This window comes from Lactiplantibacillus sp. ME-2 (assembly GCF_022549155.1).
Taxonomy (GTDB): domain Bacteria; phylum Bacillota; class Bacilli; order Lactobacillales; family Lactobacillaceae; genus Lactiplantibacillus; species Lactiplantibacillus plantarum.
The window spans coordinates 1-13580 of record NZ_JAKZEQ010000035.1 but is presented as its reverse complement, the minus strand read 5'-3'; the positions used below and the strand labels follow the sequence as shown (position 1 = coordinate 13580).

Sequence of the window (13580 nt, the reverse complement as noted above, 5' to 3'; positions counted from 1 at the left end):
ATGGATTATTCACAATCAGTTGAAACAGCGAAAAGAGCTATCTTGAGTATTAGCAGTCAATACCGGGACCTATTTGACGCTAATTCGATTGTAACAACTTTATTTGATCTCGTTTATTTATACGAAATAAATCCAGCGTATGCTCAACTCCTTAAGCAGAAGGGCATGCATATTGAGGCACTTAACAAGCAGCTACATGCTATTGCTAAATCTGATGAAACTCAATTGGCAGTAATTGAAGATCTTAATGAAAGCATTCAACGGATATTGTTGCTAAGAATCGGTAAGGACAAGCAACTGCAAGTCTTTAATGAAATTTGTGAAAGCACATTACGTTTAGTTAGACAACAATCTGATCGCTTTGTATTACTTAAAGCCATGCAAGATGCATACGTTGACCTTGAATCAAGGCTAAATGGGAGAACTAATACGCCTGATCAGATTAATGTTCTGATGGCTCAGTTAGCAAATCTATCTTTTGACGGGGACGAACCAGTTAGAATATATGATTCTACTTCTGGATGGGGCGGCTCTTTACTTGAAATGAGACGTGTTATACCAAATTCACGGAAAGTTAGATTGTTAGGACAAGAGTTAAATGCCAAAGCATATCTTTTCTGTGAAATGGTGCTAGGCCTATTAGACGATGACAATACAAGTCATGCACTGAATAATGGTGATGCACTTGTTGCCGATTGGCCATTTGGTGATTCAGGTGCCGACGTTATTATTAATGATCCACCTTACTCAATGAGGTGGAATCCAGACCCCAACCTTCTTGAAAGGGGTATTTATCATAAAATTGGAGTACTACCACCAAAATCTAGAGCAGACTTCGCCTTTGTACTGCATGGACTGGCCCATTTAAATGACAATGGAACAATGGTGATTCAGTTACCGCAGGGTGTTCTATTCAGAGGATCAGCGGAAGCAAAAATTCGTCAGTACTTGCTTGAACGCAACTATATTGAAGCAGTGATTGGTTTGCCAGCTAATTTACAAAGCACAACTGCAATCCCAACTATGATTTTAGTATTACGGAAGAATCGAAAACGCAAAGACGTATTGTTCATTGATGCAAGTGATGATGAGGTTAAAAAAGCACGTTCACGTGATTTGTTGTCAACTTCAGCAGTTAACAAGATTGTTGAGACATATCACAAATTCGTTAGCATTCAGCGATATGCGTATGTAGCTACACCGAAAGAGATCATTGAAAATGATTATAATTTAAACATTCCACGCTACGTAGATACTTATATCCCGCCTAAGCTAATTGCTGTGTCTGAGTTGGAAAATAAAATAGTAAAGATCGATCAGCAATTATCAACCCTAGAAGCTGATAGCCGACTTATCATGATGAAGTATCAGTAGAATAGTGCAACTGTAAATGTATTAGTTTTTAGAAGTTTAACATTTAAAGAAAAACATTGGAGGAACTATTAATGCCAGTAAAGAGTAATGAATTAGGAATTGAAGACAAACTGTGGAGTGCAGCAGAAAAGTTACGAGGCTCAATGGACGCATCAACGTATCGAAACGTTGTTTTGGGATTGATTTTCTTAAAATATGTATCAGATACATTTGAAGAATTGCATGCAGAATTGTTAGCTTCTAATTATCCAGAAGAGGCAGAAGAACGCGATAGTTACGATGCTAAAAATGTTTTTTGGCTACCTTCAGAGGCACGTTGGTCAGTAATTGCCGCCGCTGCTAAAACACCAGAAGTTGGCACTACAATTGATAAAGCAATGACTGCAATTGAGCGTGAGAACTCTAGTGTAAAAGGGGTCTTACCTAAAAATTATGCTTCGCCAGATTTAGCTAAGGAAAATCTGGGTGAGGTCATCGATTTGTTCTCGGACGTTCAGGTTGGAAATGAAGAATCTCGAAAAAATGACGTATTAGGCCGCGTATACGAATTCTTTTTGCGTAAATTTGCAACTAATGGAGATGGTGAATTCTATACGCCGCGTTCCATTGTTAGAACACTCGTCGATATGATTGAACCGTTTAAAGGCTCGATCTATGATCCTTGTTGCGGTTCTGGTGGCATGTTTGTGCAATCTGAAGAGTTCGTACGTGAACACCAAGGAACTATTCTAGACTTGTCTGTTTATGGACAGGAATGGAATCCAACCACTTGGCGCTTAGCTAAAATGAATTTAGCTATTCATGGCATTGATAACAACTTAGGCCCTCGTAATGGTAATACACTATTAAATGATTTACACAAGGGCGAACGCTTTGATTTTGCCTTAGCAAATCCGCCATTTAACGTAAAAGACTGGGGAGCTGAAAAGGTTATTGACGACTCACGCTGGCGCTGGGGAACTCCTTATAATGGAAATGCCAACTATGCTTGGATTGAACATATCTTGAGTAAATTGACCCCAGATGGCAAGGCTGGCATCGTCCTAGCTAATGGTTCCTTATCAACATCGACTAGTGATGAAAAGGCTATTCGCCAAGAGCTGCTCGAGGATCATAAAGTGGATGCCATTGTGGCAATGCCAAGCCAAATGTTTTATTCCGTATCTATTCCAGTTTCTTTATGGATATTTGATATGAATCAAGCATCGCCTAATGAACGTGACCGCCAGGGAGAGACTTTGTTTATTGATGCTCGTGAATTGGGATCAATGACAGATCGAACCCATCGCGAATTTACGCGCGCTGATATTAATAAGATTGCCAATACCTATCACGCTTATACGGGAACCTCTAAAAAAGCGTATCAAGATGTCCCCGGCTTTTGTAAAGCTGAAAAGTTGGAGAATATTAAGGCTAATGATTATGTTCTAACACCTGGTCGGTATGTCGGATTAGCTGCAGAAAAGCAAATGTCAGAAGAAGAGTTTGATGCTGAAATGACAAAGTTAAGCGATGAATTGAAGAAACAGTTCGATAAGAGTGATCAGTTGCAGAACAAGATTTTGAAAGTTTTAAGAGGTATTGGGTATGGAAAATAAAACTTTATTTGGGGAGCTTCCACTAGGTTGGAAGCATGTGGCTTTGTCAGATGTTACCACGTTTATTAGCCGGGGACGCCAGCCTAAATATATTGCCTCTGTGGAGGGGATTCCCGTTATTAATCAAAAGATGATTCGTAATTTTACGATTGATTATCGTTACGTAAAATATAACGACGCTAAGAAGAATATTAATAAAAGTGTATTTATTAAAATTGGTGATACCTTAGTAAATTCTACTGGCGTAGGAACGGTAGGAAGGTCAGCGTATATCAGTATTGATCCTATGCGACCGACATTTGTTGACTCTCACGTAACAATAGTCCGTCCTGATACTGCTATTGTTGATCCGAAATTCATGTCAGTTGTTCTTAGCAGTGATGTTTATTCGAATTATATGGGATCAACTCTTGCACAGGGAAGTACAGGTCAAGTTGAGTTATCACGCCAAAAATTAAGCAAAATGTGTATTCCTTTTCCACCATTGAATACACAACATTTAATCGGAACCATTTTTGATTTGATCGATCAAAAAATTAAACTTAATCATCAGATCAACAAGAACTTGCTGAAACTAATTGATAATATATATCTTCGAGAATACTTTGCTAATTCACAAGTTGTGTTAGCTGACCATGTAGCTTTATCTGATTTAATACAAACTAAGACAAAGACTTTCAATCCTAAGAAAACATCTGAGACATTGGTAAACCATTTTAGCATGCCTGCCTTTGACGAGGATCAGTACCCCATTATTGATAAAGTGACTAGTATTAAAAGTAACAAGAATATTGTTGAGCCATTTTCGGTGCTGGTTTCGAAGATGAATCCACAGGTAAAACGTGTTTGGTTGCCCAATATTTCTGATAAGATTCTTAATGTCGCTTCTACAGAGTTTTTGACTTTTACCGCTGATTCTGCGGAAATGCAGGCTTTTATCTTTGCAATAGTTAATAATAAATCCTATAAGCAGTTTCTGATGTCAAATACAACCGGATCAACAAATTCACGGCAACGTGTGTTACCACGAGTGGCTTACTCCTTCGAGATTGCATTCAATAGAATAAAAGCCGAAAGACTTGGGGAATTACTAGTACCCTTTCTTGAGAAAATCAAATTGACAAAATCTGAGATCCAAAGACTGAAAAAATTGCGTGCTCTCTTATTGCCTAAACTCCTATCGGGAAGTATTAATCTATCTAGTATGGAGGAGGCGATGAAGAATGCCTAAAAGTCAGTCATTTACTAATGAACAAGATGTTGAAGAAGAAGCAATTGACCTTATTGTCTCTCTTGGCTACACAGATTTACGCAGTGCTGAGTATAACCGGCCCAATATTCAGGTAGATAGCGAACGCGATAATGACCATCAGAAAATTGTACTTGAGCCAAGACTAATGGCTGCATTCAAACAAATAAATCCTGGTCTGCCGAATTTTGTTTATACAGAAGCATTGCGTCAGTTTAAAAGCATTCCAGACGGACCAGATTTAATGGCAAATAACCATCATTTCCACAAGTTACTGATTGAAGGCGCATTAGTAACTGAAAACAAAAATGGACAACCACACACTTATTCTGTAAAGGCAGTTGATTTTAACAATATTGCAGTCAATGATTTCATGGTGACAAACCAGTTCACAGTGAAACAAGGAGGCCATAATCGCAGACCTGACATTACGATCTTTATTAATGGATTACCTGTAGTGACTTTTGAGCTTAAGAACCAAGCTAACGAGAATGTTGGGATTGAAGATGCTTATAATCAATTACAGACCTATAAGCAAGACATTTCTGATTATATGGCCTACAACGAAGTCCTAATTGCTTCTGATGGCGTTAATGCAAGAACAGGCTCCCTTTCAGCCGGGTTTGATCGGTTTATGCAATGGCGATCACCAGATCATCGCGATTCTGATTTGCCGGATTCATATGAACTGGAAACTATGATTACCAATATGCTGAAACCCGCTGTCATTCTAGACTTAATTCAGAATTTTATTATTTTTGAATCTAATGACGCGAAAACATCTAAAATCTTGGCAGCCTACCATCAATATTACATGGTTAATAAGGCAGTGGCTCGTGCTGCTAAGACTTTGCAAGACCCAAAAAATAATCGCATCGGTGTCGTGTGGCACACACAAGGATCAGGTAAATCGTTGTCAATGGTCTTTTTCTCAGGGATTGTCAGCCGAAAAATCGGGAATCCAACAATATTGGTCATCAATGATCGCAACGATCTGGATGATCAACTGGAACAAACCTTTTCAGCAGCGCATGATTATCTACGGCAAACACCTAAGCAGGCTAAGTCACGGACAGATACACGTGATCTGCTAGCAACCAATAGTGGAGGTATCATCTTTTCCACCATTCAGAAGTTCTCACCTGAAGATGGTGAAGATGCTATGCCAGTATTAACTAACCGTAGTAATGTCATTGTCATATCAGATGAGGCACACCGTTCGCAATATGGTATGAAAGCTCGTTATACCAAAGACGGAGTTAGATATGGTTTCGCACAATATTTACGTGATTCGTTGCCAAATGCTTCGTTTATTGGCTTTACAGGAACACCAATTAATATCGATGATAAGTCCACAACGGGAGTATTTGGTGATTATATCGATATTTATGACATGACACAGTCAGTTCGTGATCACACAACCGTTCGAATCTTTTATGAGAATCACGTTATTCCCTTAGCCGCTGACCCAGAAGTACAGCATAAGTACGAAGCTTTAATAGACGAAGCAGGGCAAGACGATCCTGAAGTTACTGATGATCAGAAAAGAAAAGCTGATTTTACCAGCTTGGAACGGTTAGCTGGGGCAACTAGCCGTTTAAAGACTTTAGCAAAGCATTTTGTGCATCATTTTGAGGCTCATCAAGCAGTACAATTTGGCAAAGCTATCATAGTTGAAACGTCAAGGCGCAATGCAGTTAAACTTTTTAATGAGATTGTTAAGTTGCGGCCACTGTGGTATTCAGATGATTTAACTAAAGGAAAAATCAAAATTGTTATGACATCAGATACCGCTGCTGACGGTCCTGAATTAGCCAAGCATCATACTAATGCTAAACAGCGAAGAGCCCTCCAGCAAAGGATGAAAGATGATAATGATGAACTAAAAATCGTTATTGTCGTAAATATGTGGCTAACAGGTTTTGATGCGCCTTCGGTTAATACAATGTATGTTGATAGACCAATGCATGGGCACAATTTGATGCAGGCTATTGCACGAGTTAATCGAGTTTTTCGAGATAAAGACGGCGGACTAATTGTTGATTACATTGGGATTGCTGATAGTTTAAATCAAGCGCTTAGACATTATTCTAAAAATGATCGTGATCAAGCTGGAATTAACGTTGATAAAGCAGTGTCATTAATGAAATCTAAGTACGATATTATCATCAATGATTACCTGTATGGTGTTAATTATAGTGGCTACAATAGTGATATACGTGGTAAGCGTCAAGAATCTTATCGATTAGCACTTGATGCTGTAGTTAGCTTAGATAAAGAACAGCAAAAAAAGTTTGCGGATACTGTGGTGCAACTACAAAAAGTTTACGCACTTGTGGTAACAAGCAAGCAGGCACAAGCAATTTCTTCAGAAATAGCTTTCTTTAGTGCTGTCAAAAGTGCATTGATGAAGATTATGCAAGCAGTGAGTCCACATGATAATCCTGTCACAAATCGAGAACTAAATTTGCGATTAGATCAGCTTGTAAACCAATCAGTAATAGCTAAACAGCCTGTTGATTTATATAAAGAATTAGGGCTTGAACGACCAGAACTAAGTTTACTGTCCGAAAATTTTTTAGATAGTATCCAAAATATGCCAGAACAAAATTTGGCAGTGAAGTTATTAGAGCGATTGCTTAAGGGTAAAGTTAAAGCATTGACTAAGGTTAATCTGATCCAATCACGGAGGTTTGGTGATATGCTTGAAAACAATATTGAAGCATTAAATCAACGTGGGGTGACGACTGAGATTGTTATTCGAAAATTGATTGAATTAGCTAAAAATATGCAGGAAACAGAAGCAGCTGGCGAAAGCTTAGGACTGAGTGCCAATGAACAAGCGTTTTACGATGCATTATGTGATCAAAAGACCGCTGTGCAAGTCATGGGTGAAGATACGTTACAAGAAATTGCCAAAGAATTGGTAGGAACTGTGCGTAAATATGCATCTACTCCTGACTGGGTTCAAAGGAAGACGACACAAGCCGCTATGCGGCAAGCTGTCCGCCGTATGTTAAAAGATCATGGGTACCCGCCAACATTTGCACCTGCTGCAGTAGATACCATTATTGAACAGGCACAGACAATGGCATTTGAAAATCACAACTAGATACATTCATATGAACAGATAATTTCGTGCAATCATGTTATTGATAAGTAGCAAATTACAAAATAGGTGAAAACATACCTAATAAAAATTGGAGAGTGATTACAATGATTAAACATCAAGTATTTTTCAGCTTTGAATATAATAAAGATAATTGGCGGGCTAGTCAGGTGAAGGAAATGGGAGCTGTAAGTTCATCATCTACGTTTTCTTCAAACGATTGGGAAGAAGTCAAGCAAAAAAATGACGCAGCAATTAAAAAGTGGATCGATGACCAAATGGCAATGAGGGCATGTTTAGTCGTTCTTGTAGGGAAAACTACTTCGTCAAGAAAATGGATTAAATACGAAATTGAACATGCAATGTCTTTAAATAAGGGGATTGTTGGCGTATATATTCATGGGCTTAAAGATATATTAGGAAACCAGACCACTAAAGGCGCAAACCCTTTTTACAACGTACAAACAATTAATGGTGATCGACTTTCGAAATATGTTCAATGTTATGATACTCCCTACTCTACTAGTAAGTATGTTTATTCTGACATCGAAGAGAATTTGCCAGATTTAATAGATGAAGCAATTAATAATCGCTTTGATTATTGAAATGAATTTTATGAATCAACCAAGTGTTGTTTAAACATCTTTAAATGATGCTGATTACTTTCAGGAGGGGATATCAAGAATGGCAGATATTATTGGTGAAATTTCAAAGGAAGATTTTGTTAAGGGATATGCATTAAATATTCAAAAAAAAGAAGCAGCTATTTTTGTCGGTGCAGGGACATCTATGCCTTCTGGAAACCTCAGTTGGATGGAGCTTATAAAACCTCTTGCTGATGCTTTGCAAATTAACATAAATTCTTACAACGATTTAGTGGATATTACTCAATACTTCTTGAATGACCAAGCAGGTAATCGTAACTTTATTAATGACAGAATTTTAGACTCCATATCTGATCAGCAACATGATAATAAAACGTTACAGGCAATTGCTGAATTGCCGGTTTCTACCTTTTGGACAACTAACTATGATCACCTACTAGAAAAATATCTTGAAAAATCTGGCAGAAAAGTAGACACCAAAAGGAATGATGCTTCTCTTACAAATAGTATTAGGGGGCGCGATGCTACTGTGTTTAAAATGCACGGTGACAAAGATGACGTTAATGATACTGTAATTACTAGAGATGACTTTATGAGCTATGATGAAAAGCACCCCAACATGTCCACCGCACTACGTGGAGATTTTATTAATAAAACCTTTCTTTTTATTGGTTATGGCAGATTGTAAAATTTAAGTTGAACATTTAAGTGGACAGAAAAAACCATCAAGGTCTTTACTGGTGTTGCCACACAATCCATTAGAAAGAAGGACCTTGATGAGCACCACTATTTTATCATTCCAGAACCGTGTTGTCATTGAAACGCTTCATAATGAAGGACGTTCCTTGCGATACATCGCTAACTACTTAGGCTTTAGTAAGACCACCATCTTTAACGAACTTCACCGGCTAAATAGTGAGTACCAGGCTGGGCTAGCGCAAACTGACTTTGAACGAAAGGTTAGTCAACGGGGGCGGAAGTCTTCGCTCACTAAAAAACTTAAACACTTGATCGAGGGAAAGATTCAAGTCCAGAAGTGGTCCCCTGAACAAGTTGCCCATGTGGTGGGGATTGCCTACAAGACGGTCTATAACTGGATTGATCAAGGATGGCTTGATATACAGTTGACCGATTTGCCTGATCATGGAATTCGTCGTCATCGTGCTAAAGAAAAGCGTGGTACGTTCAATCACGGCCGCTCCATTGAGGATCGGCCTCATAAAGTCGAAACTCGCCAGTAATTCGGCCACTTTGAAGCTGATACCGTACTTTCTGGTAAACGTAAAGGTCAAGCTGTGGCTACTTTTGTGGAGCGTAAGAGTCGCCTGACAATTGTTAAACGGCTCCATGGTCGCGACAGTCAGTCCATGACTCAAGCCGTACTTGAACTAGCTAGTCAACTTCAAGACAAGCTCAAGACGCTTACCGTAGATCATGGTAAAGAGTTCGCTAACTATCAGACAATTGAACGGCGAACTGGTACACAGGTTTATTTTGCCCATGCCTATTCACCGCATGAAAGAGGCAGTAATGAGAACCGTAACCGAGTTTTGCGGCGCTTTATTCCCAAAGGCCAAGCCATTGAAGAACTAAGTGATCACCAATTGGTTCAAATTAATTGGTATTTGAATTCACGGCCACTTAAATGTCTTAATTGGCATACACCAATCGAGATCTTCTTGCTTAATTTACGTCATTAAATTCGTTCAAGTTATTTCTTGCAATCTGCCTTATAGTTTTAATGATCCTAATTTAAACTATATTCTAGGAAAGGTAAAGAGAACAAATACTACAAATCAACGGCGACATTTTTGTATTGTTAAAAGAATTCAGAAAAATGATCCTATATATCAAGATAATGATCAAAAGTTTCAGCAGGATGAAGTATTGCAAAAATATAAAGTGGCTGATTTAAATGGTTATGGAATAAAAACGGTGTTTGTTGACTCTTATGATGAGATACCTAGTATTCTTCAAGACATAAAATTAAAATCACTTTGTAACAATGTTTTTATATCTGGAAGCATTGAGGACTACAAAGACTTCGATAAATCAAGTGCAGACAAATTAATATTTAAGTTAGCTTACTCTTTAGTTGAAAAAAACTTTAAAGTTATTTCTGGTTTCGGTTTAGGGGTTGGCGATAATGTTATAAACGGTGCTTTACAAGCAATTGATGACTCTGATCATAGGTCCTTAGATGATAATCTAAGCCTTTTCCCTTTTCCGATGGCAGATACTAATGAAAGAACTGATGAGATAAGAGCGCGTTGGGCAAAGTATAGAAACAAAATAATATCTGAATCAGGCATTTGCTTATTTCTATTTGGAAACAAAAAAACAGTCGATGGTAAGACTGTTCTTGCCGATGGTATGATGGAAGAATTTGAAATAGCCAAATCAATGAATAAATTCATAATTCCCGTTGGCTTCACAAAATCTGTAGCTCAAAAATTATGGGATAAATTTAACCATGAGTTGCCAAATTATTTAAATCCAAAGGATTTTCAGAAACTTGAAAAAATTACAGAAATATCAGAAAAATCAATAAATGAATCTGTTCAGACCATTTTGAAATTGATTGAACAACTTAACCCTCAAAATAGCTAAGATGAAAAATAACAAGTCGATCAAGTAACAAACGCTAAAGAAAAAGATATTAAAAAAGTACCAGTTGCAGAATTTAACAAAACTTACTTAAAACTGCAAAATGATTTACAACAAACTGCTAATCAAGCGTAAAAAAATCAATTAAAGAATCAGCTTAATGACGTACACCAAGAAATAAGCAACCGTACACAAAACCAGTTAAAAGATTTTGCTAAACAGAATCCCAAAATCAAGTAATCTACACCAAAGGTTAACCAAGTCATGACGCGTTAACCAATTTTTATAAGCCATGTTGTAATGTGAGCAAGAAAAGGAAGTCTCGCATGAACAAGTCTTTCCATGTGAAGCCGTGTAAGGTAGTTGCAGATTTTAATGATATTTGATAACCGCTAGTTTGCCAGAGCTAAGGTGTTTATTTTTTGTTGGCTTTTAATCAGCTCAACAATTAAGGTCACGATAAAAGTACGAAAGTTAAAGTTAATACGGACACTTGAGCTACTCCTTTCGTTAGAATTTATGGTTTTAAGGAACTCTCCAATCAGGGAATAGACACTGCCTTAATCCTTCTATAAACTTTAATTATACAAAAAGCTGAAGGGCAAAGCCAATTGTCTTCTCAAAGTATCTAAATTTATTATTACTGGGAGTGTTAGATTTTGAAATTTCAATTGAAAAATCTTAAATTTGAAAAATGGTGCACTGGCATTATATTTTTAATTTTAGTCATTTTTTTGCTAATTAACAACAAAGAAAAATTGGGGGTAGGTTCCATATTGTCTGTCCTTATCAGTCTGATTTCGGCAAATTTTCTGTTTCTTCAAAATAAATATAGTGATACTGTTGACAAAATAAATGGCATAAAACCTATATGGAAAATTTTAGCTGTTGATTCGGAAGTAGAGTATTTTTCATTAGACAAAAGCAAATCGGTTTTAGATAACGTTAGATATTATTCATTAATAGTAAATGACCAACATAAAATTGAGTCTATAAATAAACTGAACAACAAAAAAGATGAACTAATAGAATTTTATTTCTCTCCGAATGCACTTGTAGAAAGTGAAACAGTTTACGATATTTCGGACTCTCCTTTGTTCAAGAGAAATGGTTCAGCCAGTTTTGAAAGCTTAAATGTATATAAAGACGTTAATAAATATAAGTTAGTTACTATTATCAAGGCAATGACGATATTTGGTGACGAGACATACTTCTTTGAGGGAGACGAATTGTCTGGAGGACTTACTTTAATAAAAGGGAAGTTAAAACCATATTCTGGTAATTGGGATCGAACTAGCTGTGGGGATGAAAAAAAAGAACGAGCTGAAAATTACATAAAAGAGATTATAAAAAAACAAAAAGAAAACATCAAAAAACAAAATATGACATCTACCACTATTACCACCACCACCACAACAACTACAAAATAATTAACAGTTAGGTCACTAGGGTATATCCTAGTGGTCTTACTTGTCTGCACGAGCTGCTTCAATTTGCAAGAGTTCAATAGCATTGTCCAAAATTATCAATCAACTAGCAAACAGAGGGCCTTAAGCAAAACTACTGAACATTGCTTAAGGCCCTCTGTTTGCTACGTATTATCTAAGTTTATGCATTGTTTCTGCCATAATCCAATGAATGAATTTTAAATTACTGATGAAGAATATAAACATTATGACTACAACGATAATCCATTCCCATAGCGGAGCTTTTGTTAATGTGACTAAGCTGTATAAGTAAAAAATTGTTATGGGTAATTCAATAATTGCGGTTATAGCTCCAGGAACATAAGCACGTTTATTAAAGACAAAAACTAAGTGCATGATCAAATGAAACAGATACGGTAAAATTGCAGTGGCAACTAGTAATGGTGAGCCCATGATATAGGCGACTGCTGCGAGCAGTAAATAAATACAAAATTCTTCCCAGATTCCAGCCGCTAAAATATCTGAACGATTCACTCCACCAAACAGCACACGCCCGTTAATTTTGGGATTATGATCTTTCAACCAATATGGGACAGATACTAACTCTTCAAAATCATGGAACATAAATAACAATGGCAATATCCAATAAGAACTAAAATTAATCATTTTATGGCCCTCCTGCTAGTATTATATTATGTTGATGCGAATCTTTGAATATAATGGAAACATGTGCCACTGAAAGGAGTTTTTGTGCCATGTCTCGGACAATGATTATTGAAGAGTCTAAAAATGCTTTTATTGAGGCCTTGTTTCAACTACTGAAAAGCGAATCCTTTGAACATATTACAGTCAAACAGTTGACATTAGAATCGGGTTATTCCAAAAGGACTTATTATCGATACTTCAAAACTAAAACAAAAATTTTAGATATAGCATTTTGTAAATATCTCACTAGCTATCATGATTACTTACTAAAATCTTCCATTACACCGGATACTATCCCTAAACATTTTCTTGAATTTATTTGGCCCCACCATGACAAAATTGAATTGCTAGCTAAAAATGATCTCTTAGTTCCTTTGCTAACAAGACATATTCAAACCATTGTAGCGCTTCCCCTGAATGTAAATGTCCCTTGGCGAAAAGGCAGTTTGAATAACCAGCATTATGAGTACATGCTAACGTACTCAATTGGTGGATTCGGTGTTTTAATGGATACGCTTTTTAAGAAGAGTGCTCCCTTATCTCCAGATCAAATTAGCAAAGCTTTAAGCAGGGCATTGAAAGAGATTGCTATCCAAGTTGATATGAAATAGTTAAAAAATACCATACGTTCAGGGTTTCTAACTGACATTTAGCCTTTATAACTATATCAGAGTGATATTTGTAATCAGTAGATGTTTTTAGTGTGCTAATAATTAGCGTATTTTTTCTCATTTCAACACGATAATTAACATGGACTTGGTAAAAGAAGAGAATAAGCAAGAAGAAAATGTGCCACAACTTAACAGTTGTGGCCTCTTTTTTGATGCTGTATAATTAAAGGGTTAGAACCATGTCATTACTTAATGACATAAGTAAGGAGATAAAAAGATGAAATATGGCTATGCG

Annotated in this window: 10 protein-coding genes and 1 pseudogene; 10 read left to right on the top strand and 1 reads right to left on the bottom strand. The window is 36.9% G+C overall.

The window, feature by feature from the left end; genetic code table 11:
- The 9 genes and pseudogenes from MMY95_RS12090 (at nucleotide 1) to MMY95_RS12050 (ending at nucleotide 11972) form a co-directional block, all read left to right on the top strand.
- Entirely contained in the window at nucleotides 1-1374 is a 1374-nt protein-coding gene (locus MMY95_RS12090; protein ID WP_241277670.1) for an N-6 DNA methylase, read from the top strand.
- A gap of 71 nt (nucleotides 1375-1445) precedes the next feature.
- A complete protein-coding gene (locus tag MMY95_RS12085; RefSeq protein ID WP_241277669.1) occupies nucleotides 1446-2972 on the top strand; it encodes a class I SAM-dependent DNA methyltransferase in 1527 nt (508 codons plus the stop codon).
- Nucleotides 2962-4203, top strand: a complete 1242-nt coding sequence (locus MMY95_RS12080) for a restriction endonuclease subunit S (RefSeq protein ID WP_241277668.1) — start codon at nucleotides 2962-2964, stop codon at nucleotides 4201-4203. The genes MMY95_RS12085 and MMY95_RS12080 overlap by 11 nt, the downstream gene beginning before the upstream one ends.
- Nucleotides 4196-7333, top strand: a complete 3138-nt coding sequence (locus MMY95_RS12075) for a type I restriction endonuclease subunit R (protein ID WP_241277667.1) — start codon at nucleotides 4196-4198, stop codon at nucleotides 7331-7333. Before MMY95_RS12080 ends, MMY95_RS12075 begins: the two co-directional genes overlap by 8 nt.
- 104 nt (nucleotides 7334-7437) lie before the next feature.
- Nucleotides 7438-7935 carry a TIR domain-containing protein gene (locus MMY95_RS12070; protein ID WP_049176474.1) on the top strand — a complete coding sequence of 166 codons (498 nt, stop codon included), beginning with the start codon at nucleotides 7438-7440 and terminating at the stop codon, nucleotides 7933-7935.
- 79 nt (nucleotides 7936-8014) lie between these two features.
- Nucleotides 8015-8623, top strand: coding sequence for an SIR2 family protein (locus MMY95_RS12065; RefSeq protein ID WP_241277666.1), 609 nt, complete (start codon nucleotides 8015-8017; stop codon nucleotides 8621-8623).
- A gap of 88 nt (nucleotides 8624-8711) precedes the next feature.
- A pseudogene (locus MMY95_RS12060) lies at nucleotides 8712-9635 on the top strand (IS30 family transposase).
- Nucleotides 9636-9822: 187 nt separating this feature from the next.
- The gene (locus MMY95_RS12055) at nucleotides 9823-10545 is read left to right on the top strand and encodes a hypothetical protein (RefSeq protein ID WP_241277665.1); all 723 of its coding nucleotides are present in this window, start codon (nucleotides 9823-9825) and stop codon (nucleotides 10543-10545) included.
- 656 nt (nucleotides 10546-11201) lie between these two features.
- Entirely contained in the window at nucleotides 11202-11972 is a 771-nt protein-coding gene (locus MMY95_RS12050) for a hypothetical protein (protein ID WP_241277664.1), read from the top strand.
- 168 nt (nucleotides 11973-12140) lie between these two features.
- Here the strand turns inward: MMY95_RS12050 and MMY95_RS12045 are convergent, their stop codons facing one another.
- Complete coding sequence (locus MMY95_RS12045; RefSeq protein WP_241277663.1) at nucleotides 12141-12635, bottom strand: HXXEE domain-containing protein; 495 nt, start codon at nucleotides 12633-12635, stop codon at nucleotides 12141-12143.
- Between the two features lie 89 nt (nucleotides 12636-12724).
- Here MMY95_RS12045 and MMY95_RS12040 point away from each other — a divergent pair, with 89 nt between their 5' ends.
- A complete protein-coding gene (locus tag MMY95_RS12040) occupies nucleotides 12725-13285 on the top strand; it encodes a TetR family transcriptional regulator (RefSeq protein WP_241277662.1) in 561 nt (186 codons plus the stop codon).
- The last annotated feature ends 295 nt before the right edge of the window (nucleotides 13286-13580 follow it).